General features: G+C 67.3%; 29 protein-coding genes. 23 read left to right on the forward strand and 6 right to left on the reverse strand.

From position 1 onward, the window contains the following. Window positions 1–10 precede the first annotated feature (10 nt). From ptsP to mnmH, 5 genes are all read left to right on the forward strand, one after another. On the forward strand, window positions 11–1,801 hold the full coding sequence (gene ptsP / locus IPF36_RS22795; protein ID WP_135704323.1) for a phosphoenolpyruvate--protein phosphotransferase: 1,791 nt from the start codon (window positions 11–13) through the stop codon (window positions 1,799–1,801). Between the two features lie 224 nt (window positions 1,802–2,025). Then, window positions 2,026–2,331: a bacterioferritin-associated ferredoxin gene (locus IPF36_RS22800; protein ID WP_195430451.1), complete on the forward strand. Its 306-nt coding sequence runs from the start codon at window positions 2,026–2,028 to the stop codon at window positions 2,329–2,331. A 127-nt stretch (window positions 2,332–2,458) separates the two neighbouring features. After that, window positions 2,459–2,938 carry a bacterioferritin gene (gene bfr, locus IPF36_RS22805; protein ID WP_133093592.1) on the forward strand — a complete coding sequence of 160 codons (480 nt, stop codon included), beginning with the start codon at window positions 2,459–2,461 and terminating at the stop codon, window positions 2,936–2,938. A 197-nt stretch (window positions 2,939–3,135) separates the two neighbouring features. Continuing rightward, complete coding sequence (selD, locus tag IPF36_RS22810; RefSeq protein ID WP_195430453.1) at window positions 3,136–4,182, forward strand: selenide, water dikinase SelD; 1,047 nt, start codon at window positions 3,136–3,138, stop codon at window positions 4,180–4,182. An 11-nt stretch (window positions 4,183–4,193) separates the two neighbouring features. After that, a complete protein-coding gene (gene mnmH, locus IPF36_RS22815) occupies window positions 4,194–5,297 on the forward strand; it encodes a tRNA 2-selenouridine(34) synthase MnmH (RefSeq protein WP_195430455.1) in 1,104 nt (367 codons plus the stop codon). Between the two features lie 21 nt (window positions 5,298–5,318). On the opposite strand, the gene IPF36_RS22820 is transcribed toward mnmH, so the two are convergent. The 3 genes from IPF36_RS22820 to gpmA all read right to left on the reverse strand — a co-directional run bounded on the left by IPF36_RS22820 (window position 5,319) and on the right by gpmA (window position 8,740). Beyond that, window positions 5,319–6,083, reverse strand: a complete 765-nt coding sequence (locus IPF36_RS22820; RefSeq protein WP_133093595.1) for a molybdopterin-synthase adenylyltransferase MoeB — start codon at window positions 6,081–6,083, stop codon at window positions 5,319–5,321. 119 nt (window positions 6,084–6,202) lie between these two features. Continuing rightward, window positions 6,203–7,792 carry a S41 family peptidase gene (locus IPF36_RS22825; protein WP_133093596.1) on the reverse strand — a complete coding sequence of 530 codons (1,590 nt, stop codon included), beginning with the start codon at window positions 7,790–7,792 and terminating at the stop codon, window positions 6,203–6,205. Between the two features lie 201 nt (window positions 7,793–7,993). After that, complete coding sequence (gene gpmA / locus IPF36_RS22830; protein WP_133093597.1) at window positions 7,994–8,740, reverse strand: 2,3-diphosphoglycerate-dependent phosphoglycerate mutase; 747 nt, start codon at window positions 8,738–8,740, stop codon at window positions 7,994–7,996. Between the two features lie 191 nt (window positions 8,741–8,931). On the opposite strand from gpmA, the gene IPF36_RS22835 reads away from it, so the two are divergent. The 5 genes from IPF36_RS22835 (at window position 8,932) to IPF36_RS22855 (ending at window position 12,536) form a co-directional block, all read left to right on the forward strand. Continuing rightward, entirely contained in the window at window positions 8,932–9,345 is a 414-nt protein-coding gene (locus tag IPF36_RS22835; RefSeq protein WP_133093598.1) for a rhodanese-like domain-containing protein, read from the forward strand. A gap of 103 nt (window positions 9,346–9,448) precedes the next feature. Continuing rightward, complete coding sequence (gene grxC / locus IPF36_RS22840; RefSeq protein WP_133093599.1) at window positions 9,449–9,706, forward strand: glutaredoxin 3; 258 nt, start codon at window positions 9,449–9,451, stop codon at window positions 9,704–9,706. A 180-nt stretch (window positions 9,707–9,886) separates the two neighbouring features. Then, window positions 9,887–10,405: a protein-export chaperone SecB gene (gene secB / locus IPF36_RS22845; protein WP_029046730.1), complete on the forward strand. Its 519-nt coding sequence runs from the start codon at window positions 9,887–9,889 to the stop codon at window positions 10,403–10,405. Window positions 10,406–10,502: 97 nt separating this feature from the next. Continuing rightward, on the forward strand, window positions 10,503–11,519 hold the full coding sequence (locus IPF36_RS22850) for an NAD(P)H-dependent glycerol-3-phosphate dehydrogenase (protein WP_195430464.1): 1,017 nt from the start codon (window positions 10,503–10,505) through the stop codon (window positions 11,517–11,519). A gap of 39 nt (window positions 11,520–11,558) precedes the next feature. Continuing rightward, complete coding sequence (locus IPF36_RS22855; RefSeq protein ID WP_195430468.1) at window positions 11,559–12,536, forward strand: tripartite tricarboxylate transporter substrate binding protein; 978 nt, start codon at window positions 11,559–11,561, stop codon at window positions 12,534–12,536. Between the two features lie 13 nt (window positions 12,537–12,549). Here IPF36_RS22855 and trmL read toward each other — a convergent pair whose 3' ends face one another. After that, the gene (gene trmL, locus IPF36_RS22860) at window positions 12,550–13,020 is read right to left on the reverse strand and encodes a tRNA (uridine(34)/cytosine(34)/5-carboxymethylaminomethyluridine(34)-2'-O)-methyltransferase TrmL (RefSeq protein ID WP_195430484.1); all 471 of its coding nucleotides are present in this window, start codon (window positions 13,018–13,020) and stop codon (window positions 12,550–12,552) included. Window positions 13,021–13,082: 62 nt separating this feature from the next. After that, a complete protein-coding gene (locus IPF36_RS22865) occupies window positions 13,083–13,925 on the reverse strand; it encodes a ComF family protein (protein ID WP_195430486.1) in 843 nt (280 codons plus the stop codon). Between IPF36_RS22865 and IPF36_RS22870 the strand changes: the two genes are divergently transcribed. The 8 genes from IPF36_RS22870 to IPF36_RS22900 all read left to right on the forward strand — a co-directional run bounded on the left by IPF36_RS22870 (window position 13,914) and on the right by IPF36_RS22900 (window position 20,695). Then, complete coding sequence (locus IPF36_RS22870) at window positions 13,914–14,885, forward strand: methyltransferase domain-containing protein (RefSeq protein WP_368671184.1); 972 nt, start codon at window positions 13,914–13,916, stop codon at window positions 14,883–14,885. The genes IPF36_RS22865 and IPF36_RS22870 overlap by 12 nt on opposite strands. Window positions 14,886–15,146: 261 nt before the next feature. Then, window positions 15,147–15,656: a DUF2244 domain-containing protein gene (locus IPF36_RS22875; protein WP_133094196.1), complete on the forward strand. Its 510-nt coding sequence runs from the start codon at window positions 15,147–15,149 to the stop codon at window positions 15,654–15,656. 58 nt (window positions 15,657–15,714) lie between these two features. Next, entirely contained in the window at window positions 15,715–16,968 is a 1,254-nt protein-coding gene (coxB, locus tag IPF36_RS22880) for a cytochrome c oxidase subunit II (protein WP_133093605.1), read from the forward strand. 38 nt (window positions 16,969–17,006) lie between these two features. Then, complete coding sequence (gene ctaD / locus IPF36_RS22885) at window positions 17,007–18,614, forward strand: cytochrome c oxidase subunit I (protein WP_135704334.1); 1,608 nt, start codon at window positions 17,007–17,009, stop codon at window positions 18,612–18,614. Window positions 18,615–18,677: 63 nt separating this feature from the next. Next, window positions 18,678–18,809, forward strand: a complete 132-nt coding sequence (locus IPF36_RS34400; RefSeq protein WP_209756341.1) for a cytochrome oxidase small assembly protein — start codon at window positions 18,678–18,680, stop codon at window positions 18,807–18,809. Between the two features lie 17 nt (window positions 18,810–18,826). Next, window positions 18,827–19,459 carry a cytochrome c oxidase assembly protein gene (locus tag IPF36_RS22890; RefSeq protein WP_135704335.1) on the forward strand — a complete coding sequence of 211 codons (633 nt, stop codon included), beginning with the start codon at window positions 18,827–18,829 and terminating at the stop codon, window positions 19,457–19,459. 9 nt (window positions 19,460–19,468) lie between these two features. After that, window positions 19,469–19,693 (forward strand): DUF2970 domain-containing protein, encoded by a 225-nt coding sequence (locus IPF36_RS22895; protein WP_133093608.1) that lies wholly within the window; start codon window positions 19,469–19,471, stop codon window positions 19,691–19,693. 141 nt (window positions 19,694–19,834) lie between these two features. After that, window positions 19,835–20,695, forward strand: a complete 861-nt coding sequence (locus IPF36_RS22900) for a cytochrome c oxidase subunit 3 (protein ID WP_133093609.1) — start codon at window positions 19,835–19,837, stop codon at window positions 20,693–20,695. Between the two features lie 123 nt (window positions 20,696–20,818). On the opposite strand, the gene IPF36_RS22905 is transcribed toward IPF36_RS22900, so the two are convergent. Further along, on the reverse strand, window positions 20,819–21,028 hold the full coding sequence (locus tag IPF36_RS22905) for a twin transmembrane helix small protein (RefSeq protein WP_029046742.1): 210 nt from the start codon (window positions 21,026–21,028) through the stop codon (window positions 20,819–20,821). A 117-nt stretch (window positions 21,029–21,145) separates the two neighbouring features. Between IPF36_RS22905 and IPF36_RS22910 the strand changes: the two genes are divergently transcribed. From IPF36_RS22910 to IPF36_RS22930, 5 genes are all read left to right on the forward strand, one after another. Further along, window positions 21,146–21,928 carry an SURF1 family protein gene (locus IPF36_RS22910; RefSeq protein ID WP_195430492.1) on the forward strand — a complete coding sequence of 261 codons (783 nt, stop codon included), beginning with the start codon at window positions 21,146–21,148 and terminating at the stop codon, window positions 21,926–21,928. A 73-nt stretch (window positions 21,929–22,001) separates the two neighbouring features. Then, entirely contained in the window at window positions 22,002–22,670 is a 669-nt protein-coding gene (locus IPF36_RS22915) for a cytochrome C oxidase subunit I (protein ID WP_135704339.1), read from the forward strand. Between the two features lie 10 nt (window positions 22,671–22,680). Then, a complete protein-coding gene (locus tag IPF36_RS22920) occupies window positions 22,681–23,784 on the forward strand; it encodes a heme A synthase (RefSeq protein ID WP_195430494.1) in 1,104 nt (367 codons plus the stop codon). Then, the gene (gene cyoE / locus IPF36_RS22925) at window positions 23,781–24,725 is read left to right on the forward strand and encodes a heme o synthase (RefSeq protein ID WP_133093613.1); all 945 of its coding nucleotides are present in this window, start codon (window positions 23,781–23,783) and stop codon (window positions 24,723–24,725) included. Before IPF36_RS22920 ends, cyoE begins: the two co-directional genes overlap by 4 nt. A 126-nt stretch (window positions 24,726–24,851) precedes the next feature. After that, a complete protein-coding gene (locus IPF36_RS22930) occupies window positions 24,852–25,466 on the forward strand; it encodes an SCO family protein (protein WP_133093614.1) in 615 nt (204 codons plus the stop codon). Window positions 25,467–25,539: the final 73 nt, after the last annotated feature.

The following is a 25,539-nucleotide window of genomic DNA, read 5'->3' on the forward strand; positions in this document are numbered from 1 at the left end:
GGAGCGGTACATGCCTTTCGCCCTGCACGGCATCCCGGTCTCGCGCGGCGTCGCCATCGGGCGCGCGCACCTGCTCGCGCCCGCGGCGCTGGACGTGTCGCACTACCTGGTCGATGAAGACCAGCTCGATGCCGAAGTCGAACGGCTGCGCGCCGCGCGCGCGGCGGTGCGCGCGGAACTGGCGGCGCTCAAGCGCGACCTGCCGCGCGACGCGCCCGAGGAGATGGGCGCCTTCCTCGACGTGCACGCGATGATCCTCGACGACGAGGCGCTGGCGCGCGAGCCCGAGGCGCTGATCCGGGGCCGCCGCTACAACGCCGAGTGGGCACTCACCACGCGGCTCGAAGAACTGATGCGCCAGTTCGACGAGATCGAGGACGAATACCTGCGCGAGCGCAAGGCCGATATCCAGCAGGTGGTCGAGCGCATCCTGAAGGCGCTGGCCGGCGCCCCCGTGCTGGTGCCCGCGCCGGTGCCGGCGCTGGCGGCGGACGGCGAGCCGGCGCCGGGCGTGATCGTGGTGGCCCACGACATTGCCCCGGCCGACATGCTGCAGTTCCGCCACACCGTGTTCCACGGCTTTGTCACCGACCTGGGCGGGCGCACCTCGCACACCGCCATCGTCGCGCGCAGCCTGGATATCCCGGCCGCGGTTGGGGTGCAGTGCGCGAGCGAGCTGATCCGGCAGGACGACTGGATCATCATCGATGGCGATGCCGGGCTGGTGATCGTCGACCCGACCGCCATCATCCTGGAGGAATACCGCCACCGGCAGAGCGAGCGCGCGCTGGAGAAGAAGCGCCTGCAGCGGCTGCGCCATACCCCGGCGGTGACGCTGGACGGGCTCGAGATCGAGCTGCTGGCCAATATCGAGATGGCCGAGGACGCCGGCGCGGCGCTGTCTGCGGGTGCGGTGGGCGTCGGCCTGTTCCGGTCCGAGTTCCTGTTCATGAACCGGCGTGGCGATTTGCCGGACGAGGACGAGCAGTTCCAGGCCTACCGCGCCGCGGTGGATGCCATGCACGGGCTGCCGGTGACCATCCGCACCATCGATATCGGCGCGGACAAGCCGCTAGACGGCCGCGACGGACGCGATGGCCGCGGCGACGGGCGGGGCGATGACTTCGAGACGGCGCTGAACCCGGCGCTGGGGCTGCGCGCGATCCGCTGGTCGCTGTCGGAGCCGACCATGTTCCTGACCCAGCTGCGGGCGCTGCTGCGCGCTTCGGCCTTCGGTCCGGTGCGGCTGCTGGTGCCGATGCTGGCGCACGCCAGCGAGATCGACCAGACCCTGGCGCTGATCGCCAAGGCCAAGCGCCAGCTGGACGAGCGCGGCGAGCCGTACGACCCCGGCATGAAGGTCGGCGCCATGATCGAGATCCCGGCGGCGGTGCTGCTGCTGCCGCTGTTCCTGCGCAAGATGGATTTCCTGTCCATCGGCACTAACGACCTGATCCAGTACACGCTGGCGATCGACCGCGCCGACAATGCCGTGGCGCACCTGTTCGATCCGCTGCACCCGGCCGTGCTGCAACTGGTGGCGCGCACCATCCGCGAGGCCAACCGCGCCGGCGTGCCGGTGGCAGTGTGCGGTGAAATGGCAGGCGATCCTTCCATGACGCGGCTGCTGCTGGGCATGGGCCTGCGCGAGTTCTCGATGCACCCGGCGCAGCTGCTGCGGGTCAAGCAGGAGATCCTGCATGCCAATTGCGAGCACCTGGAGCCGCTGGTCGACGAGGTGCTCAATGCCTACGACCCCGAGGACCTCGCGGCCGCGCTGAGCCAGATCGCCAGACCCTGACAACGTCAGGGTTTTCCGAGCCTCAAGGCGGCAGGAAAGACACTTGAGCCTGTTAATGAGTGCCGCTTTCGCCGCCTTCTTATCGCGCCTTAGGCAGTTTTACCACCCGATGTGCAGAGACGTTCCCACGTCGCTAATGGGAATTGTTATCATTTTCGATCTCTGATATTCTGACGTTCATTCGCAGTGGCATGCCGGTGCCACGCGCCCCAACGGAGGGACTTGTGTACGTCTGCATCTGCAACCAGATCACCGATCGTGAGATCCACGGTGCCGCTCACCTGGGCGTCGAGACCCTCGACGAACTGGCCGAGACGCTTGGCGTCGGCACGTGCTGCGGACGCTGCCGCGACTGCGCGCAGCAAGTGTTGCAGGAAGGCGTTGCAGCGGTGCGCAACGTCACCAAGGCCTCTCTCGCCAGCATCCAGGTTGTGGAGATTTCTTCCTGTTCCGTGTCGGGCCCATGTACCATAATGGACACTCGGGACCCGGCAGTCGCGAACGACCGGCGCAAGGCGATGGTTGCCTGAACGCGCCCATGTGAGCTGAAAGTCAGTTCACGGCGCGTTTTGCGCATTTCTATTCTCACCGACTGCTCGCGGCGCCAATGGCGCCGCTTCGTGTTTTTGCGCGGGCCCGATGCAACAGGAGCCGCCAATGAAAGGTGACAAGAAGGTCATCCAGCATCTGAACGCCCAGCTCAAGAACGAGCTGACCGCGATCAACCAGTATTTCCTCCACGCTCGCATGTATCGCCACTGGGGCCTGAAAAAGCTCGGTGACGTCGAGTACAAGGAGTCGATCGGCGAAATGAAGCATGCCGACCGCCTGATCGAACGCATCCTGATGCTGGACGGCCTGCCCAACCTGCAGGACCTGCACAAGCTGCTGCTGGGCGAAGACACGCCCGAAATGCTCAAGTGCGACCTGAAGCTGGAGCATACCGCGCACCAGACCGTCAAGGAAGGCATCGCCTACTGCGAATCGGTCGGCGACTACGTCAGCCGCGAAATCCTGGTCGATATCCTCACCGACACCGAGGAACACATCGAATACCTGGAAACGCAGCTGGACCTGATCGACAAGGTCGGCCTGCAGAACTACCTGCAGTCGCAGATGGAGCCGGGCGAGCAGTAAGCCGTCCGTCCCACAGGCCGGGCCGCCGCTGCAGTATGCTGCAAGGGCGGCCAGCCCCACCGCGCGGCGCCACCCGGCGCTGCCACGTTGTTCGGCTGTAGGCAGTAACCCTTCTCATTCCAATTCCTTTCTTCATCCAGGCGTGCCTGGCCGGGTAGTGGCTCCTCCCCGGCCGGCGCGCTGCGACGGAGCCCACCATGACCACCGGTCCCATCCGCCTGACCCAGTACAGCCACGGCGCTGGCTGCGGCTGCAAGATCTCCCCGAAAGTGCTCGATGTGATCCTCGCCGGCAGCGGCGCGCAGCATCTCGATCCGCGGCTGTGGGTCGGCAACGCCTCGCGCGACGATGCAGCGGTGTATGCGCTCGATGGCACGGATAGCGGCAGGGGCGTCGTGTCGACGACGGACTTTTTCATGCCCATCGTCGACGACCCGTTCGACTTCGGGCGCATCGCCGCCACCAATGCGATCAGCGACATCTATGCAATGGGCGGCGACCCGCTGATGGCCATCGCCATCCTCGGCTGGCCGGTCAACGTGCTGCCGCCCGAGGTGGCGCGCGAGGTGGTGGCGGGCGGGCGCCGCGCCTGCGACGACGCCGGCATTCCCCTTGCCGGCGGGCATTCGATCGATGCGCCGGAGCCGATCTTCGGGCTGGCCGTTACCGGCATCGTCGAGCGTGCCCACATGAAGCGCAACGACACCGCCACGCCTGGCTGCCGCCTCTACCTGACCAAGCCGCTGGGCATCGGCGTGCTGACCACGGCCGAGAAAAAGGGCCTGCTGCGGGCCGACAACCGCAATCTCGCGCGCGACTGGATGTGCGTGCTGAACCGTCCCGGCAGCGCCTTCGGGCGCCTGCCTGGCGTGCGCGCGATGACCGACGTGACCGGCTTCGGGTTGCTCGGCCACCTGGTCGAGATGGCCGACGGCAGCGGCCTGACCGCGCGGCTGGACTACGCAGCGGTGCCGGTGCTCGACGACGTGGTCGACTACATCGGCCAGGGCTGCGTGCCGGGCGGCACGCAGCGCAATTTCGACAGCTACGGCCACCGCATCACGCCGCTGACGGAGGCGCAGTGCGCGGTGCTGTGCGATCCGCAGACCAGTGGCGGGCTGCTGGTGGCGGTCGAGCTGGCCGGCGAAGCGGAGTTCGCAGCCGAATGCCAGCGCCTCGGCCTGTCGCTGACGCCGATCGGCGAAATGGTGGCGCGTGCGGCGCTGGCCGTCGAGGTCGTGTGAGGCCGGCTGACATGCGTGCTGATACCGCGGACTTCCGCAGCCTGTTTCTCAGCGGCGTGCCGATGCTGGACGTGCGGGCGCCGCTGGAGTTCGCGCGCGGCGCCTTTCCGGGCGCGGTCAACCTGCCGCTGATGGATGATGCCGAGCGGCACGCCGTCGGCCTGTGCTACGCGCAGAAAGGGCAGGAGGCCGCGATCGAGCTCGGGCACCAGCTGGTGTCGGGCGAACTCAAGTCGGCGCGCATCGCCGGCTGGTCGGACTTTGCCCGTGCGCATCCGGACGGCTACCTGTATTGCTTCCGCGGCGGGCTGCGCTCGCAGCTGGTGCAGCAATGGCTGCATGACGCGGGCATCAACTATCCGCGCGTGACGGGCGGCTACAAGGCGATGCGCGCCTTCCTGATCGCGACCCTCGACGAGGCGGCGGCGGGACAGCAGTGGCTGGTGCTGGGCGGCATGACCGGCAGCGGCAAGACCGACGTGCTGGCCGACGTGCCGGCCGCGCTCGATCTCGAGGGCCATGCGCGGCACCGCGGCTCGGCCTTTGGCCGGCGCGCGCAGGCGCAGCCGCCGCAGGTGGACTTCGAGAACGCGCTGGCGATCGATGTGCTGCGCCGTATCGAGGCCCGCTTCCGCGCGCTGGTGGTGGAAGACGAGGGCCGCTTTATCGGCAGCCGCGATGTGCCGCAGGCGCTGGCGCAGCGCATGCAGGCCAGTCCGCTGGTGTGGCTGGAGGCGTCTTTCGAGGAACGCGTGGAGCGCGTGCTGCGCGACTACGTGCAGGACCTGGCGGCGGAATTCGTCGCCGGGCATGGCGACGGCATGGGTTTCGACGCCTATTCCGCCCGCCTGCGCGAAGCCATGGCGGCGATCGCGCCGCGGCTCGGGGGTGAGCGCTACGGCAAGTTGTCGGCGTTGCTGGAGCAGGCGCTGGCGCGGCAGGCCGGGTCAGGCGACGTGGCGCTGCACCGCGGCTGGATCGAGATCCTGCTGCGCGACTACTACGATCCCATGTATGCCTACCAGCGCGCGCAGCGCGAGCCGCGCATCGTGTTCCGCGGCGACCGCGCCGCGGTCACCGACTGGCTGCTCGCGCACGCGGCGCCGCAAGACTGAGCGGCAGCCCCATTCGCGCGATCAGTGCCCGCCGCACACCGGGCAATCCGGCGTGCGCGCCAGCCGCATTGTGGTCCATTCCATCGTCAGCGCGTTGACCATCAGCAGCCGTCCCGCCAGGCTCTCGCCCACGCCGGCCAGCAGCTTGAGTGCCTCGGCCGCCTGCACCGTGCCGACCATGCCGACCAGCGGCGCGAACACGCCCATGGTGGCGCAGGCCACTTCGGGCGCGGGCTCTGCCGGCGGGAACAGGCAGGCGTAGCAGGGCGCTTCGGGCTGGCGCCGGTCGAACACGCTGATCTGGCCGTCGAAGCGCAGCGCCGCCCCCGACACCAGCGGCACGTTGTGGTGCACGCAGGCGCGGTTGACCGCCTGGCGCGTGGCAAAGTTGTCGCAGCAGTCCAGCACCACGCTGGCCGAGGCGACCAGCTGTTCCAGCTCCGCATCGCCCACGCGCGCCGGCACCGTGACAATGTCCAGCCCCGGGTTGATGCGCAGCATGCCTTCGCGCGCCGAGTCGACCTTGGGCCTGCCGACGTTGGCGGTGGTATGGATGATCTGGCGCTGCAGGTTGGTCAGGTCGACCTCGTCGTTGTCGACGATGGTGATGCGGCCCACGCCGGCCGAGGCCAGGAAGGGCAGCGCGGCGGCGCCCAGGCCGCCGGCGCCGATCACCAGCGCGTGGCCGGCCAGCAGGCGCCGCTGGCCTTCGATGCCGAGTTCGTCCAGCAGGATGTGCCGGGAGTAGCGCAGCAGCTGTTCGTCGTTGAGGCCGTCGTCGCTCATGATGAAATCCGGAACAAGGCAGAAGAGGAGCGCGGTGTTGGGTGCTCCCAAGCCGCCCGAGCTAGCCTAAGCAAGGTGTTCTCCCTCTCCCCCTCAGCGGGAGAGGGGAGGAACCCCCCTTAGGGCGCCTTGCCGGTCGGCGTCCCCAGCGGCTCGCCGATCGGCGCGCTCGCCGGTGGCTGCTTGCCCGGGGCCGGAGCAGCGGGTTTGGCGGCCGGCTTGGCGCCGCCCTTCGGCTTCGCCGCCTTGCCGTTGTCAGCCGGCGGGTTGGTTTCCAGCTTTGACTTGGAACGCTTGACCGGCTGGCCGTTGAGCTGCGCGATCGCCTGCTGCAGCATGAAGTCGTCGGCGGAGCCGAATTCAACCGGCTTCTTGCGGCGTTCCTTCTCGCGCTCTTCCGGCGACTTCTTCGCGTTCTCTTCTTCCAGGCGGCGCAGTTCCTCGACGCGGCGCTGCTCGCGCTCGGTCATTTCCGGCTCTTCCGATTCCTGCTTGTTGTGCAGGTGGCGTTCGGTGTCGATCTCGCGCGTGATCAGCGCGTCGTCCGGATCGCCCTCGGGGTTCTGGTCGACCGGGATATCCGGGCGGATGCCCTTGGCCTGGATCGACTTGCCGCTCGGCGTGTAGTAGTACGCGATGGTCAGCTTGATGCCGGTGTCGTTGGTCAGCGGCCGCACGGTCTGCACCGAGCCCTTGCCGAACGTGGTCTTGCCCATGATCTGGGCGCGGTGGTGATCCTGCAGCGCGCCCGCGACGATCTCGGAAGCCGAGGCCGAGTAGGCGTTGGTCAGCACCACCATCGGGATCTTCTTGTACAGCGCGGGCAGGCTCTTGAGCGGATCGTCTTCCAGCGACGACAGGCGGTAGTTGTTGTACGACGCCTTGTAGGTACGCTTGGCATCGGGCACCTGGCCGTTGGTCGAGACCACGGTGGAGTCTTCCGGCAGGAAGGCCGCGGCCACGCCGACCGCGCCCTGCAGCACGCCGCCGCCGTTGTTGCGCAGGTCCAGCACCAGGCCCTTCATGTTGGGGTTCTTCTGCGCCAGTTCGGCCAGCTTGCGCGACAGGTCGGCAACGGTACGTTCCTGGAAACTGGTCAGGCGCACCCAGCCGATATTGTTGTCGAGCATCTTGGCCTTGACCGACTGCACGCGGATCTCGGCGCGCGTGATCGAGACCGGGAAGGTACGTTCCTCGCTCTTGCGGTAGATGGTCAGCGTGACCTTGGTGCCCGGTTCGCCGCGCATGCGCTTGACCGCCTGCTCCAGCGGCAGGCCGCGCACCGGCTTGTCGTCGATGCGGGTGATCAGGTCGCCCGGCTGGATGCCGGCGCGGAACGCGGGCGTGTCCTCGATCGGGTTAATCACCTTGACCAGGCCTTCTTCCTGCGAGATCTCGATGCCGAGGCCGGCAAAGCGGCCGCGGGTGCCTTCCTGCAGTTCCTTGAAATCCTTCTCGTCCAGGTAGGACGAATGCGGGTCGAGGCTGGCGACCATGCCCTTGATGGCCTCGGTCAGCAGCTTCTTGTCATCGACCGGCTCGACGTATTCGCGCTTGATCTGCCCGAAGATATCGGCCATCAGCCGCAACTGGTCCAGCGGCAGGGGGCCCGATGAGTTCTGTGCGGTCGCCGAGATCTGCAGCGTGGCGAGCACGCCGGCGACGAGGCCGACAGAAACTAGACTGATGTTCTTGAGCGTCTTGCGCATGAGGGCTGCCTGAACGTGTACGGATTGTACGTATGGGGATTATGCCGGCTGCGGGCGCCCGGCGCCGGGGAGACCGGGTTAGCGGGGCGCCTGTGTCCGACAGTATAAGGGCGTGCGGGGAAACGGACCTGCCACGTCCCGGTTCAGGGTGGGCGGCCGCACATCGGCGCACCAGCACCGGCACGGCTGCCCGGGCGGGCGTCAGCGCGCCTTGCCCTGGTTGGCCACGGCCGCCAGCGAGGCGGCGATGGCTTCCTGGTCGCCCAGGTAGTAGTGGCGGATCGGGCGCAGGTCGGCGTCCAGCTCGTACACGAGCGGGGTGCCGTTGGGGATGTTGAGTCCAACGATATCGTCATCCGAAATCTGGTCCAGGTACTTCACCAGCGCGCGGATGCTGTTGCCGTGCGCGGCAATGACCACACGCTTGCCGGATTTGATGTCGGGAGCGATCGATTCGTTCCACAGCGGCATCACGCGGGCAACCGTGTCCTTCAGGCACTCGGTCAGCGGGATCTCGTTGCGCGGCACATTGGCGTAGCGCGGATCGTCGAACGAGGCACGCGGATCGGCCGGCTCCAGCGCCGGGGGCGGCGTGTCATAGCTGCGGCGCCACACCAGCACCTGCTCGTCGCCGAACTTGGCGGCGGTCTCGGCCTTGTTCAGCCCGGCGAGCGCGCCGTAGTGGCGTTCGTTCAGGCGCCATTCGTTGCGCACCGGGATCCACATCAGGTCCATTTCGTCCTGCACGTGCCACAGGGTGCGGATGGCGCGCTTGAGCACCGAGGTGTAAGCGATGTCGAAGTCGAAGCCGGCTTCCTTGAGCAGCTTGCCGGACTGGCGGGCCTGGGCGGCGCCGGTTTCGGTCAGGTCGACGTCGACCCAGCCGGTGAAGCGGTTTTCAAGGTTCCAGGTGGATTCGCCGTGGCGGATAAGGACGAGCTTGTACATGCTGCTGCTTCCAGAGAGTAGGTAACCTGCGTGCGTCCGCGCCGTCACCTGGTCCGAAGTGCGCCGAAGTTCTCCATGGGTGTCCCATGTCTCGGACAGGCGACAATGACGGGTGGCCCGCTGCGGCAGGGGCCCGGACGCCAAACCGCGTATTTTATAATGCCGCCGACCCAACCTACCGGAAAGCCAACGTGAATTTCTTTGCCGACTACAACAACCTCGCCCTGATCGCCCTGGCCGTGGTCTCCGGCGGCCTGCTGGCCTGGCCTGCGATCTCGCGCAGCACCGGCGCCAAGTCCGTCAATACGGCCGCCGCCACGCAGCTGATCAACAAGCGTGGCGCCGTCGTGGTCGACATCCGCGAGCCCGCCGAGTATGCCAAGGGCCACCTGCCGCAGGCCAAGAGCGCCCCGCTGGCCGACCTGGCGTCGCGCGCAGCGGGTCTTGCAAAGGACAAGACGGCCCCCATCATCGTGGTATGCCAGAATGGCCAGCGCTCGGGCAAGGCCCAGGCAGCGCTGAAGGAAGCCGGTTACAGTGAGATCTATGCGCTCGAGGGCGGCATCGCCGCCTGGCAGCAGGCAGGTCTGCCGCTGGTCAAGTAAGCCCGGCTAAGCAAGCCCCGGATCCCGCAGGCAATTCCGCCGCATCCATCACAGTGCGCCCGGTTCGCCAGGCGCGCCGCATTCGTATTGAAGGAGAACCCGCATGGCCCGCGTCGTCATGTACAGCACCATGGTGTGCCCGTATTGCAACATGGCCGAGCGCCTGCTCAAGTCCCGCGGGGTCGAGACGATCGAGAAGATCCTGATCGACCGCGAACCGGGCAAGCGCGAAGAGATGATGTCGCGCACCGGGCGCCGTACCGTGCCGCAGATCTACATCGACGAGACCCATGTGGGCGGCTTCGACGACCTTTCGGCGCTGGACCGCAAGGGCGGCCTGGTGTCGCTGCTGGCGGCCTGATCGCGTTGCCGGTCAGAACTCTCTGATTCCTGGCCGGCCGGGCGCCGGCGCGGGTGAAATCGCCACCCGCGTCATGTACCATATGCGCTTTCCACTTTTCCAACCGGGCACCGGCCAGTCCTTGCGCCTCGCGGGCGCTGCCGCCGCCGCGCCCAACGCCCATCCTCCCGGAAGCCTTTCATGAGCGACCAGCAAAACACCCAGCAGGACGATCAACCCTTCTTCAACATCCAGCGCGTCTACCTGAAGGACATGTCGCTGGAGCAGCCCAATTCGCCCGGCATCTTCCTGGAATCGGAAGCCCCGTCGGTGGAAGTGCAGGTCAACGTCGGCGCTTCGCAGCTGCAGGAAGGCATCTTCGAGGTGGTCGTGACCGGCACCGTGACGACCAAGGTGCAGGACAAGGTGGCATTCCTTGTGGAAGCGCACCAGGCCGGCATTTTCGATATCCGCAACGTGCCGGTGGAGCAGCTGGACCCGCTGCTGGGCATTGCCTGCCCGACCATCCTGTACCCGTACCTGCGCGGCAATATCGCCGACGTGATCACCCGCGCCGGCTTCCAGGCCATCCACCTGTCGGAAATCAATTTCCAGGCGCTGTACGAGCAACGCCTGCAGGCGGCCATGCAGGAAGCCCAGGCGGCCGAAGGCGGCAACAGCGGCATCGTGATGCCCGACGGCAGCCAGGCTCGCCACTAAGCGAGCGGCCTGCCGCGCCATGCTACGGAACGGGGCTGCGGCCCCGTTTTGTTTGTGCGCATGTTCCAGCGCCTGATATCTCTCCGATCGAGCTGCCATGAAACTGACCTTTCTCGGTGCCGGTGCCTGGGGCACTGCCCTCGCCAGCCATGCCGCGGCCACCAATGACGTGGTGCTGTGGGGACGCGATGCCGCGCAACTGGCGGCCATCGCCGCCACGCGTGAAAACGCGGCCTACCTGCCTGGCGTGAAGCTGTCCGGGCGGCTGGCGGTGCAAGCCGATTTCGAGCAAGCGGTGGCCCATGCCGCGGACGACCCGGACGGCATCGTGGTGGTGGCCACGCCGGTCTCCGGGCTGCGCGAAATGACGCGCCGGCTGGCCACGCGCAGCGCGCGGCCGGTGTCGATGCTGTGGCTGTGCAAGGGTTTCGAGGCCGGCACGCACCTGCTGCCGCACCAGATGGTGCGCGCCGAACTGGACGCCGCCGGCCGCACCGAAGGCTTCGACTATGGCGTGCTGACCGGTCCCAGCTTCGCGCGCGAAGTCGCGCAGGGCCTGCCGTGCGCGCTGACGGTGGCGGGCAGCGTGCCATCGGTGGCGGAGCGGGCGCAGCGGGCCTTCCACCACCACGCCATGCGCATCTACGGCAGCGACGACCTGACCGGCGTCGAGGTCGGCGGCGCGGTCAAGAATGTGCTGGCGATCGCCACCGGGGCCAGCGACGGGCTTGGCCTCGGCCTGAACGCGCGGGCCGCGCTGGTGACGCGCGGGCTGGCCGAGATGACGCGGCTGGGGCTGGCGCTGGGCGGACGGGTCGAGACCTTCATGGGGCTGGCCGGCGTGGGCGACCTGATCCTGACCGCGACCGGCGACCTGTCGCGCAATCGCAAGGTCGGGCAGCAACTGGCCGCCGGGCAGAGCCTGGACCAGGTCCTGGCCGGCCTGGGCCACGTCGCCGAGGGCGTGCGCTGCGCGCAGGCCGTGGCCGAGCTGGCCGCCGCCCACGGCGTCGAGATGCCGATCGCGCGCGCGGTGTGCGCCGTTCTGTTCGAGGGCCTGGGTGCCGCCGATGCGGTCGCGCAGTTGCTCCAGCGCGATGCGCGCGATGAATGACACCGCGCGCGCTCCAATCCTCCTGAAGAAAATTTCCGCATGCCTACCCGCCGACACGCGCTGATCGCGCTCGCCGCCGCCTGCGCTGCCGGTGCTTCCGCCGGCGTGCTGGCGCAACCGTGGCCTGCGCACCCGATCCGCATGGTGGTGCCGTTCCCGCCGGGCTCGTCGCCGGACCTGATCGCCCGCATCGTCACCGAGAAGCTGGCCGCCGCGCTGGGCCAGCCGGTGGTGATCGAGAACCGGCCCGGCGCCGGCGGCAATATCGGTACCGGCATGGTGGCGCGCGCCGCGCCGGACGGCTATACGCTGCTGTTCACCATCAACGGCCCGCTGGTCACCGCGCCCACGCTGTCGCGCAACCTCAACTACGACCCTTTCCGCCAGCTCGCCCCGGTGACGCTGGTGGCCACATCGCCCAATGTGCTGGTGGTCGACGCGCGGCTGCCGGTGCATAGCCTGCGCGAGTTCGTCGCACTGGCCAAGTCGAAACCGGGCGCGCTGAACTATGGCTCGCCCGGCAATGGCAGCGCGTCGCACCTGGCGATGGAGCAGCTCAAGGCTATCGCGGGGATCGACCTGCAGCACGTGCCGTATCCCGGCTTCCCGCAGGTCACGACGGCGATGGTGGGCGGGCAGGTGCAGGCCGGCTTCATGGTGCCGGCCATCGCGATGCCGCAGGTCAATGCGGCCAAGCTGCGCGTGCTGGCGGTGACGACCACCGGCCGCACCGCGGTGCTGCCCTCGGTGCCGACGGTGGCGGAATCGGGCTATCCGGGCTTCGAGGCGATTTCGTGGCAGGCCGTGCTGGCGCCCGCCGGGACGCCGCAGCCGGTGATCGATCGTCTTTATCGTGAACTGGTGGCGATCATTGGCAGCGCCGACGTGCGCGACAAGATGCGGGCGCAGTATTTCGTGCCGGCCGGGACCGCGCCGGCGTCGCTGCGGCAGACGATGGTCAGCGAGAAGGCGCGCTGGGACAAGGTCATCCGCGCTGCGGGCGTGCAGCCGGAGTAGCAGGACAGGGCGCCTAGCTACCGCCCGCGAACCCGTTCTGCCGCCACGCCTCGAACACCACCACCGCCACCGTATTCGACAGATTGAGACTGCGGTTGTCCGGCCGCATCGGCAGCCGGATGCGCTGCGCCGGCGGAAACCACTCGCGCCGCTGCGGCGACAGCCCGCGCGTTTCCGAGCCAAACACAAACCAGTCCCCCGGCCTGAATTCCACCTGTCCGAACGGCGTCGAGCCGCGCGTGGTCAGCGCGAACATGCGCGCGGGATCGGGTTGCTCGCTGGCCATCAGCGCGTCCCAGTTCTCGTGCACGCGCATGGTCGCGTACTCGTGGTAGTCCAGCCCGGCGCGGCGCATGCGCGCGTCTTCCAGCGGGAATCCCAGCGGTTTCACCAGGTGCAGCTGCGCGCCGGTGTTGGCGCACAGGCGGATCACATTGCCGGTATTGGGCGGGATTTCGGGTTCGACCAGGACGACGTTGAACATGATGCGGAGCTTCTTGAGAACGGTGCGCAGCTTAACGCGCGCACCGGGCGCTGTCATCCGGGCTAGGGCGTACGCAGCGCGACGATCACGCTGACGCGTGCCGCGCCGTGCGCCTTGAGCGCAAGCGCCGCCTCATGCAGCGTCGCGCCGGAAGTCATCACGTCGTCCACCAGCGCCACATGCAGCCCATCCAGCCGCGCGGGCCGCGTCAGCCGGAACGCATCGCGCAGGTTCACCTGCCGCGCGGCCAGGTCCAGCGCGCGCTGGCTGCCGGTATCGCGCCGGCGCCGCAGCAGCACGGGGTCGGCGCGCAGGCCGAGCCGGCGCGCCAGCGGGCGGGCGATTTCCCAGGCCTGGTTGAAGCCGCGCACGGCCAGCCGTTGCGGCGCCAGCGGGATGGGGGCGAGCAGGTCGGGCGGCGCCAGCCGCTGCGCCGCCCAGGCCGCCGGCAGCGCGGCAGCCAGGCGGCCCGCCAGCCAGTCGGCCAGCGGTAGCGCGTGGCCGAACTTGAGCGACAGCACCAGGCTGTCCTGCGGGCTGGCGTAGTCACCCAGCGTGCAGGCATGGTCGAACGCCGGCGGCATGGCGGCGCAGGCCGCGCAGCCGCTATGGCGGCCCAGCGCCAGCGCGCAAACGGCGCAGCGCCGTACCGGCCGCAGCAGGTCGGCCGCGCAGGGTGCGCACACCACATCCCGCTGCACGCTGCCGCATAGCGCGCAGGCGCTTGGCAGCAGCGCGGGCACAGCGGCCCGCCAGACGGCGCCGAGAGCCTTCCCGGCGCCCATCGCGGCGCGCGCGTATACTTGCCGTCCGGCCGCGGCCCATCGGGCGCGGCGGCCGCGTTCGTCCGGCGCGCGCGCCGGTTCCTGGTTTTCTTGCTGCCCTGCCTGTCCGTGTCCCTGCATGCCGCCGATCTCCCCGATAGCTCCGCTGGTAACGATGCCTTCCTGCCGCCCGCGCGCCTGACCCGGCTCGCCTTCGACCGGCGCAGCCGCCATTTCGGCCAGCTGGACTTCCTGCTGGGCGAGATCGGCCGCCGCATGCAGGAGCGCATGGAGGTGATCCGGCTGGCGCCGCGGCGTGCGCTGGACATCGGCTGCGGCCATGGCCAGGGGCTGGCTGCGCTGCGCGCCCGCTTCCCGGATGCGCAGATTGCCGGCCTCGACATCTCCGGGGCGATGCTGTCCGAAGCCGGCCAGCGCGACCCGCAGCGCCGCCCGGGCTGGCTCGGCCGCATGCTGGGCAAGCGGCCGCTGTTCGACCTGGTCCAGGGCGATCTTGCCACACTGCCGTTTGCGCCCGCGAGCTTCGACCTGCTGTGGTCCAACCTGGCGCTGCACTGGCATCCGGAGCCGCACCGCGTGTTCCCGGAATGGCACCGTGTGACGCGCGACGAAGGGCTGGTGCTGTTCTCGCTGTTCGGCCCCGACACCCTTGGCGAGCTGCGCGCGGCCTTCGCCGAAGTCGACGGCGCGCCCCATACGTTGCGTTTTGTCGACATGCACGACATTGGCGACATGCTGGTCCACGGCGGCTGGTCCACGCCGGTGATGGACATGGAAACGCTGACCGTGACCTACGAGTCGCCCGCCACGCTGCTGCGCGAGGTGCAGGCCTTCGGCGGCCTGCGCGGCCCGGCCGGCGCGCTGCCGCAAGGCCTGCGCGGCCGGCGCTGGTACCAGGCCCTGACGCAGGCGCTGGAACGGCGCCGCAACGCCGACGGGGTGGTCCCGCTGACCTTCGAGATCGTCTACGGCCATGCGTGGAAGCTGCCGGCGCGCGGTGGCCAGGCGCTCGACGACCAGGGCCGCGCCGTGGTGCCGCTGGACCAGATCGGGCGTGCAAAGCCGCGTCGGGCAGGTTAAAACAGAGTTAACTTGCGCGTGCGACAGATTGCCGCAGAGCGAGGGCTGGCGCGGCATCCCGGGCTATTTCCCATGCACAGAATAGAGCGGCGCGCAAGCGCCATGGTCAAGGACCGCCCTTGTCCGTGTATGGGAAGCGCCCTATAATGCGCCAGTTTGTCGCAGTGGTCCCCTGGCACAAGAACGTCCTGGTTTTGCACCTGCACTGTGCAGCCCGGGCGCCATCGTCCCGGGTGTGCATCCGATGCAGAGTGGTTGGCGATGCAAGACTTGGGTATCGCATTCCAGACGGCAGGTGGTGACTCCGGCGGAAATCACGACGGACCTCTCCCCGCGCCCCACGACTGGCTGATGAAGCGGAATTGCTCGCTGAGTCCACGCCAGGTCGGCTGGTTTTACCTCTCGATCCTCACTGTCTCGCTTGCCATCGCGCTGTTTTTCGCGTGGCAAGGGTCCTGGCTCGTGCTGCCGTTTGCCAGCATCGAGTTGGCCGGGCTGGGGATCGCCCTGCTTGTGTATGCGCGCCATGCGACAGACTATGAGCGCGTCAGCATTACCGACGGCATGCTGGTCGTGGAGACAGCCAGCGGCACGCAGGTGACGCGCCACGAATTCAACCCGCGCTGGGTGCGGGTCGAACTGGGTGAATCGCTCCGCGCGCTGGTGACGCTGCGCTCGGGCGGGCGTGAGGTACAGGTGGGGTGTTACGTGGACCCGTACCGGCGGCGCAAGTTCGCGCAGGAGCTCGCAGCGGCCTTGCGCCACCTCTGAGAGGGGGCAGGGGCGGCGGCGGGGACAGATTTGAATCTGTAAATTGGGTAGATAACAAATGAAAATGTGGAAGAAGGCATCCGCAGCTTGTCTGGCAGGTGCGTCCCTGCTTGCCAGCCACGCGGCGTTCGCGGTCAGCGACATGCCCGGCGGCCCCGCCGTGCGCCAGCTCAACCTGACCGAGCCCGTTACCAAGATCGCCGAACAGATTCACTGGCTGAACTGGATGATGCTGATCATCTGCACGGTGATCTTCGTCGCGGTGTTCGCCGTGATGTTCTATTCCATCTTCACGCACCGCAAGGCCAAGGGCTCCAAGCCCGCTTCCTTCCACGAGAGCATCACGGTCGAGGTGGTCTGGACCATCGTCCCGTTCCTGATCGTGATCGCGATGGCGCTGCCGGCCACCAAGACCGTGGTCGCGATGAAGGACACCACCAACTCCGACATCACCATCAAGGCCACCGGCTACCAGTGGAAGTGGGGCTATGACTACCTGAAGGGCGAAGGCGAGGGCATCTCCTTCGTGTCGACCCTGACCACCCCGCGCGAGCAGATCAACAACGAGCAGCCCAAGGGCAACACCTACCTGATGGAGGTGGACAACGAGCTGGTCGTGCCGGTCAACAAGAAGATCCGCATCGTCACCACCGCCAACGACGTGATCCACGCCTGGATGATCCCGGCCTTCGGCGTCAAGCAGGATGCGATCCCCGGCTTCGTGCGCGACACCTGGTTCAAGGCCGAGAAAATCGGCGTGTACCGCGGCCAGTGCGCCGAGCTGTGCGGCAAGGAACACGCCTTCATGCCGATCGTGGTGCGCGTGGTTTCCGATGCCGACTACACCAAGTGGGTCGACGGCAAGAAAAAAGAGCTGATGGCCAAGGCCGACGATCCCAACAAGACCTGGACGCTGGACGAATCCAAGGTGCGTGGCGAGAAGGTCTACGCCGCCAACTGCGCGGTCTGCCACCAGCCCAACGGCAAGGGCGGCGGCGCCTTCCCGGCGCTGGACGGCTCCAAGATGGTCAATGGCCCGAAGGCCGGCCAGATGCACATCCTGCTGGAAGGCAAGGGCGGCATGCCGTCGTGGAAGCAGCTGTCGGACACGGAGCTGGCGGCGGTCATGACCTATACGCGCAACGCCTGGAGCAACAAGACGGGTGAAGTGATCCAGCCGAGCGACTTCGTGGGTGCCCGCGCGGGCAAGTTCCCCGAAGGCGGCGGCGCGGCCGGCGGCGAAGCCCCCAAGGCCGACGCCAAGCCCGGCGCCAAGCAGGCCAGCCTCGCGGGCAACCGCGTTGCAGGCTGACCCGCTGAAGACAGAACAGGATTAGAGGAGCATTTGCGATGAGTACTGCTACCCCGGACGCACTCGCCCATCCGCACGATCATGCGCATGACGACCACGCGCACGATCACCCGCATGGCTGGCGCCGCTGGCTGTTCGCCACCAACCACAAGGACATCGGCACGCTGTACCTGCTGTTCTCGTTCATCATGCTGCTGTCGGGCGGCCTGCTGGCGCTGCTGATCCGCCTGGAGCTGTTCGAGCCGGGCCTGCAGTTCTTCCGCCCCGAGCTGTTCAACCAGTTCACCACCATGCACGGCCTGGTGATGGTGTTCGGCGCGATCATGCCGGCCTTCGTCGGCTTCGCCAACTGGATGATCCCGCTGCAGATCGGCGCGTCCGACATGGCGTTCGCGCGCATGAACAACTTCAGCTTCTGGCTGATGCCTCCGGCCGCGCTGCTGCTGGCCGGCTCGTTCTTCGCCCCGGGCGGCGCCACCGCCGCCGGCTGGACCCTGTACGCGCCGCTGTCGGTGCAGATGGGCGCGGGCATGGACATGGCCATCTTCGCGATGCACATCATGGGCGCGTCGTCGATCATGGGCTCGATCAATATCATCGTGACCATCCTCAACATGCGTGCCCCCGGCATGACGCTGATGAAGATGCCGATGTTCTGCTGGACCTGGCTGATTACCGCCTACCTGCTGATCGCCGTGATGCCCGTGCTGGCCGGCGCCATCACCATGGTGCTGACCGACCGCCACTTCGGCACGAGCTTCTTCTCGGCCGCCGGCGGCGGCGACCCGGTGATGTACCAGCACATCTTCTGGTTCTTCGGCCACCCCGAGGTGTACATCATGATCCTGCCGGCATTCGGGATCATCTCGCAGGTGGTGCCGGCGTTTGCCCGCAAGCGCCTGTTCGGCTACAGCTCGATGGTGTACGCCACCGCCTCGATCGCCATCCTGTCGTTCATCGTGTGGGCCCACCACATGTTCACGACCGGCATGCCGGTGACCGGCCAGCTGTTCTTCATGTACGCGACCATGCTGATCGCGGTGCCCACTGCCGTGAAGATCTTCAACTGGATCGCGACGATGTGGCGCGGCTCGATGACCTTCGAGACCCCGATGCTGTTCTCGATCGGCTTTATCTTCGTGTTCACCATCGGCGGCTTTACCGGCCTGATGCCGGCGGTGGCGCCGATCGACATCCAGCTGCAGGACACCTACTTCATCGTGGCGCACTTCCACTATGTGCTGGTGGCCGGCTCGCTGTTCGCGCTGTTCGCGGGCTTCTACTACTGGGGTCCGAAGTGGAGCGGGTTCATGTACAACGAAGCCCGCGGCAAGGTCCACTTCTGGGGCTCGCTGATCTTCTTCAACGTGACCTTCTTCCCGATGCACTTCCTGGGCCTGGCCGGCATGCCGCGCCGCTATGCCGACTACCCGACCCAGTTCACCGACTTCAACGCGATTGCGTCGATCGGCGCGCTCGGCTTCGGCCTGATGCAGGTGTATTTCCTCTTCTTCGTGGTGCTGCCGTCGTACCGTGGCGGCGAGAAGGCCGCGGACAAGCCGTGGGAAGGCGCCGAAGGACTGGAATGGACCGTGCCGTCGCCGGCGCCGTTCCACACCTTTGAAGTGCCCCCGCAGGTTCGCTAAGCGGCCAGCGTAACCAGGCGTGGTGGCGGCAATGTCCGCCACCACGCCAGCCAGTCACACAACATGCAGGCTCCAGACAAAAACCCATCACACCCGGACCCGAAGGCCGCCAACCGGCGCCTTGGCCTGATCCTGCTGTCGATCGTGGTGGTTTTCTTTTTGGGGTTCTTCGCCAAGATGGTGTTCCTTGGCTGAGGTGGCAGGGTAGCGAGATGAGCGTCGACCAGCAGGGCAGGGAAGCGCAGGAAGCGCGGGAAGCCGACAAGCGCTTCAACCGCGGCATGATGGTGCGATTGGTGGTGATCGTCGCCGTGATGTTCGGCTTCGGCTATGCGCTGGTTCCGCTGTACAAGAAGATCTGCGACATCACCGGCATCAACGTGGTGACCACGCGCGAGCTGCATGGCGGCTCGGTGAAGAACACGCAGGTCGACAAGAGCCGCACGGTCACGGTGGAGTTCGACTCCAACGCGCGCGGGCCCTTTGCCTTCCGTCCGGTGAAGAACAGCATGGAAGTGCATCCGGGCGAGATGATGACCATCGTCTACGAGGTGGCCAACGGGCAGTCGCGCGATATTTCCGCGCAGGCCATCCCGAGCTACGCCCCCAAGCAGGCGACCCAGTATTTCAAGAAGCTGGAGTGCTTCTGCTTCAAGCAGCAGACGCTCAAGGCGAACGAGGCGCGCGAGATGCCGGTGGTGTTCGTGATCGACCCCGCGCTGCCCAGGGACGTGAAGAGCATTACGCTGTCGTACACCTTCTTCGAGGTGGGCACACCGGTGGCGCAGGCTCCCGAAGGCCAATTGTCGACACCGGCGACGGCGCCGGCGGGCAAGGGCAGCTAAGGGGGCGCGATGGACGAACTCAAGGACGCCGCCAAACGGAAGATGTCCTTCGCGCAGACCATGCGCGCGGTGCTGTGGTCGTTTATCGGCCTGCGCAAGGGCGCGGAGCACGAGCGCGACATGGCGCGGCTGAACCCGGTGCATGTGGTCATCGCCGGGCTGATCGCCGCGGCAGTGTTTATCGCGGTGCTGGTCGTCATCGTCCGGATGGTGGTCAGCCAGGCGGCAGGGTAGCAAGGCAGGAAGGGTAGACAACAAGGCAGTCGCAGAAAAACAACCGCGCCGACGGGGCCGTCCACAGGAGGCGGGCGGCCCCGGGAAAACCGGCACGGATAACGAATACTGAATCAAAGACTCTGAGCTGGAGATAAAAGAATGAGTGCGAATCGCGCAAACGCTCCGTACTACTTCGTACCGGGCCCGTCGCGCCACCCGATCACGGCAAGCTTCGGCCTGCTGATGACAGGTGCCGGAGCCGCCGGTTGGGTGAACGGGCAATCCTGGGCGCCGTACCTGTGCGTCTTCGGCCTGCTGTGGTTCCTGTTCGTGCTCAAGAGCTGGTTCGGCGACGCCATCAGCGAATCCGAAGGCGGGATGTACGGCAAGAACATCGACATCTCGTTCCGCTGGTCGATGGGCTGGTTCATCTTCTCCGAGGTGATGTTCTTCGCGGCGTTCTTCGGCGCGCTGTTCTATGCCCGCGCCATCGCCATGCCGTGGCTGGGCGACCTGAACAACAAGATCCTGTGGCCCGACTTCGCCGCGGTGTGGCCCAACCTGGGGCCGGCCGGCGTGGTGGAATCGTTCCAGACCATGGGCCCGTGGCCGATCCCGACCATCAACACCGCGCTGCTGCTGATGTCGGGCGTGACGCTGACCTGGGCGCACCACGCGCTGCTGGCCGGCAAGCGCAACCAGCTGATCCAGGGCATGGTGCTGACCATCCTGCTGGGCGCGATCTTCATGTGCCTGCAGGTGTACGAGTACATGCACGCCTACCAGGACCTGAACCTGAAGCTGACCTCGGGCATCTACGGTTCGACATTCTTCCTGCTGACCGGCTTCCACGGTTTCCACGTGACCATGGGCGCGATCATGCTGGCGGTGGTGCTGGGCCGCGTGCTCAAGGGCCACTTCACGCCGGATCACCACTTTGCCTTCGAAGGCGCCGCCTGGTACTGGCACTTCGTTGACGTGGTGTGGCTGTTGCTCTACGTCGTGGTGTACTGGCTGTAAGCTGCCATACCCGCCGGCCGCCCCGCAGCGGGGTGCCGGCGCCAACGCAAAGGAGAAACGCCGCAGGAGGCCCGGCAGCCTGCGGCGTTTGTCGTTTGCATTGGCCTCAAGCCATGCGGTCCGTCAGGGCGCCATGCGGATGCCCGTGCTATGGATCCAGCCCATCCAGCTCGAGAACAGGATGAACAGGAACAGCGCCACCGAAAAACCCACGCGCAGCATCAGCGAGCGCATCATGTTGGGCGTCTTGCCGCGGTCGCGCATCATGAAGAACAGGGCGGAGGCCAGGCTGGCGATGATCAGGATGAAGGCGACGATGATGACGAAGCGCATGGCGGGGCGGGTTGGCAGCGGAGCTTGCCGCAGTCTCGTAGTAGTGGCCGCGATGGATGACGGTGCGGCACATTATCGCACCGGCCCCGCATGCATGCCGCCGGGCATGTCGGCGCAATGAAGGCAGGCCGCCTACTCGGCGTGCTGCCGCTGGCCGCCGCGCTGGTGGTGATTGCCGTGACCGCTGCGCTTGGCAACTGGCAGCTCAACCGCGCGCACGAGAAAGAGGCGCGCGCCGCGCGGCTGCAGGCACTGGCGGCACAGCCGCCGGTGGAACTGGGCACCGCGCCGCTGTCACAAGTTGTGACGGATCGAAGGGTGCGGGTCACGGGGCGGTTCGACACGGCCCGCACCGTATTGCTGGATAATCGCCCCCACGGCGCCGGCGGGCGCAGCGGCGACAGCCGTGCCGGCTTCCTGGTGGTCACGCCGCTGGTGATTAGTCCGGCACAGGACGGTGCCGGCGCCACGCGGGCGGTGCTGGTGCTGCGCGGCTGGCTGCCGCGCGATGCGCAGGACCGCACCCGGATCGCGCCCTTTCCGACGCCCGACGGCGAGGTGACCATCGAAGGCACGGCACTGGCGGCCGTGCCGCGGGTCTATGGCCTGGGCCAGGCGGCCAGCGCCGAGGCCGGCAGCAAGATCCGCCAGAACCTGGAAATCGCCGACTACGCCGCCGAAACCGGGCTGGCGCTGCAGCCGCTGGTGGTCGCGCAGCGCAGCGATACCGGCGACGGCCTCGCTCGCGACTGGGCGCCGGCCGATGCGGGCGCGGACCGGCACTATGGCTATGCCTTCCAGTGGTTCGGCCTGGCTGCGCTGACGGTGGTATTGGTGGCGGTGCTGGGCTGGCACGCGCGCCGGCGCGCGGTATCGTCCGCGGCCCGCAACAACGCATGAACGGATGGCAGCACGACCGGGGCAGGTTCCCGGACGGGCCTGACTGCAGATGAAAAAGGACAGACGTACTCCCATGTCACAGCAAGACTCCGCCCCGGCACCCGTCGGGCCTCCCGCGATGTCGGCCTCGCCGCAGGATCCCCGCATCGACGCGCGCACGCGCCGTGGCCGCCTGCAGATGCTGATGCTGTTGCTGGTGTGCGCCTCGCCGGTGATCGCCTCCTATTTCACCTACTACGTCATCAAGCCCAGGGGCGGCGCCACCAACTACGGCGCGCTGGTCGATCCACAACGGCCGATGCCGCCGGTGCGCGTCACCGACGAGCAAGGCAACGCCGTGCCGCTGGAGCAGTACCGCGGCAAGTGGCTGCTGGTGACGGCGGATCCGTCCGCGTGCGACGAGGCCTGCGCAAAGAAGCTCTTCACCATCCGCCAGATCCGCGCCGGGCAAGGCCAGGACCGCGAGCGCATCGTGCCGGTGTGGCTGATCACCGATGACGGCAAGATCGACGAGCGCCTGAGCACCGCCTACAACGAGCCCTACGCCGGCGTGCGCTTCCTGCGCATCGACCACCAGGTGGCGCAGCAATGGCTGCCGGCCGAGCCGGGCAAGCGTGCCGAGGACACCATCTTCCTGGTGGATCCGCTCGGCAACCTGATGATGCGCTTCCCGCAGGATCCGGACCCCAAGAAGCTGAGCGGCGACCTGAAGAAGCTGCTCAAGGTCTCGCGCATCGGTTAAGGGGAAGGGCATGCTGCTGCAACTGGCCGTCATCGGCGTCCTGATCGCACTGCTGCCGCTCAGCTACGTGCTGGTCAAGGGCGATCGCAACAAATACCGCAAGCTGGTCTGGATCACCGCCTTCCTGACGCTGGACCTGATCATGTTCGGCAGCTTCACGCGGCTGACCGACTCCGGCCTGGGCTGCCCGGACTGGCCGGGCTGCTATGGACATTCCAACCCGCATGCCGCGATGGAGCCGATCCGGGCGGCCGAGACCGCGCTGCCCAGCGGTCCGGTGACGCTGATGAAGGCGTGGATCGAGATGATCCATCGCTACTTCGCCATGGCGGTGGGCGTGCTGATCATCGCGCTGATGGTGCTGGCATGGGTCAAGCGCCGCGAGCTGAAGCAATCGCCATGGTTCGCCACCGGCGTGCTGGTGCTGGTGTGCGTGCAGGGCGCATTCGGCGCGTTCACCGTGACCATGAAGCTGCAGCCGATCATCGTGGTCACGCACCTGATGCTGGGCATGGCACTGCTGGCCGCGCTGATCCAGCTGGGCTCGCGCAGCGACCCGCCGCACCCGGTCGTACCCGAGGCGGCGCGGCTGCACTGGCCGGTTCGCATCGGCTTGCTGCTGCTGGTGATCCAGATTTTCCTGGGCGGCTGGGTCAGCACCAACTACGCGGTGCTCGCCTGCACGGATTTCCCGCTGTGCAACGGCCAGCTGGTGCCCGAGATGGACTTCCGGCACGGCTTCACGCTGTGGCGCCAGCTTGGCATGACGGCCGCTGGCGACTACATCCCGCACGCTGCGCTGGTTGCGATCCACTGGGTGCACCGGGGCTTTGCATTCGTGGTGCTGGGCTACCTGGCGTGGTTCGGCTTGCGTGCGCGCCGGCTCGACGGGCTGCACCGGCAGGCAGGCTGGCTGCTCGGCATGCTGGTGCTGCAACTGGCCACCGGGATGTCCAATATCGTGTTCGACTGGCCCCTGGTGGCGGCGGTCGCCCACAACGGCGGCGCGGCGGTGCTCCTGCTGCTGCTGGTCCGCCTCCACTACAATATAGGGCTCGCGACCCGGGCCGCCGGCGCCCCCAAAGCCATGCCGAACGCCGCCCGCGCCACATGAAAGACAAGACCCCTTCCGTGGTTACCGCTACACACCCTCATTCACTGGGCAAGCTGAGCCGGATACGGCATCTGGCCCGGCAATATGCCGCCCTGACCAAGCCGCGCGTGACGCAGCTGGCAGTCTTCTGCGCCATCATCGGCATGTTCCTGGCCACGCCCGGCATGGTGCCGTGGCGCGTGCTGATCGGCGGTGCCGCAGGCATCTGGCTGCTTGCCGGCGCCGCCTTTGCCATCAATTGCCTGGTCGAGCAGAAGATCGATGCGCTGATGCGCCGCACCGCCTGGCGCCCGTCCGCCACCGGCGAGATCACCACCCCGCAGACGCTGGTGTTCTCCGCCATCCTTGGCGGCGCTGGCATGTGGATGCTGCACGAGTTCGCCAACGACCTGACGATGTGGCTGACCTTCGCCACCTTCCTGGGCTATGCGGTGGTCTACACCATCCTGCTCAAGCCGGCCACGCCGCAGAACATCGTCATCGGCGGGCTGTCCGGCGCTATGCCGCCGGCGCTGGGCTGGGCCGCCGTCGCCGGCGAAGTGCCGGCCGAGGCCTGGTTCCTGGTGCTGATCATCTTTACGTGGACGCCGCCGCACTTCTGGGCGCTGGCGCTGTACCGGCGCGCCGACTATGCCAAGTCGGGCCTGCCGATGCTGCCGGTCACCCACGGCGAGCGCTACACGCTGCTGCATATCCTGCTGTACACGCTGATCATGATCGCGGCGACGCTGCTGCCGTTCGTCTACGGCATGAGCGGCTACATCTACCTGGTGGCCGCGCTGGCGCTGGGCGGCGGCTTCCTGGCCTATGCCTGGAAGATGTACCGCAATTACTCGGACGAGCTGGCGCAGCGCACCTTCCGCTTCTCGATCCTGTACCTGTCGCTGCTGTTCGCGGCGCTGCTGGTCGACCATTACTTCAAGTTCGTGCCGCAGGTCTGACCGGCCTTGCCACGCTGCGGGCTGCGTCATCTTGTCGCGGCCGGCGCAGCGCGGCGGCGCCATCGGCGATACTGGGTGCTTTCGCCGACCTTTCCATTGCTGATCGTTCCACACAAGCTTTCGCGCATGCCCAGACCCGCTTCCGGCCTGTTCTCAGCCTTCCGCCGCTTTTCCCTGGTTGCCGCGCTCGCGCTGGCGCTGGCAGCCTGCGGCCAGCAGAAGGCGTCGTTCCGCAATGTCGATATCAGCGGCGCGGCGGATTTCGGCAAGGATTTCTCGCTGCCCGACCACAATGGCAAAGTCCGCACCATTGCCGACTTCAAGGGCAAGGCGGTGGTGATGTTCTTCGGCTACACCCATTGCCCCGACGTATGCCCGACCACCATGGCCGAGCTCAAGGCGGTGATGGAGCAGCTGGGCCCCGATGCCGACCGCGTCCAGGTGCTGTTCGTCACGGTCGATCCGGAGCGCGACACGCAGGCGCTGCTGGCGCAGTACGTCCCAGCATTCGACCCGCGCTTCCTGGGCCTGCGCCCGGCCGACGACGCCGCGCTGCAGAAGCTGGCCAAGGACTTCAAGGTGTTCTACGCCAAGGTGCCGGGCAGCTCGCCCAACAACTACACGGTGGATCACTCGGCGGGCAGCTATGTATTCGATCCGGAAGGCCGGCTGCGGCTGTTCATCCGCCACGGCCAGGGGCCGGAGCCGATCGCGCACGACCTGAAGCAGCTGCTTTCCTGACGCCTGACGGTGCGGCATAACGTCGCACCGCTGCGATCGCAGGCAAAAAAAGCCGGTCCACTTGGACCGGCTT

It is taken from the genome of Cupriavidus sp. IK-TO18 (assembly GCF_015549295.1).
Classification (GTDB): domain Bacteria; phylum Pseudomonadota; class Gammaproteobacteria; order Burkholderiales; family Burkholderiaceae; genus Cupriavidus; species Cupriavidus oxalaticus_A.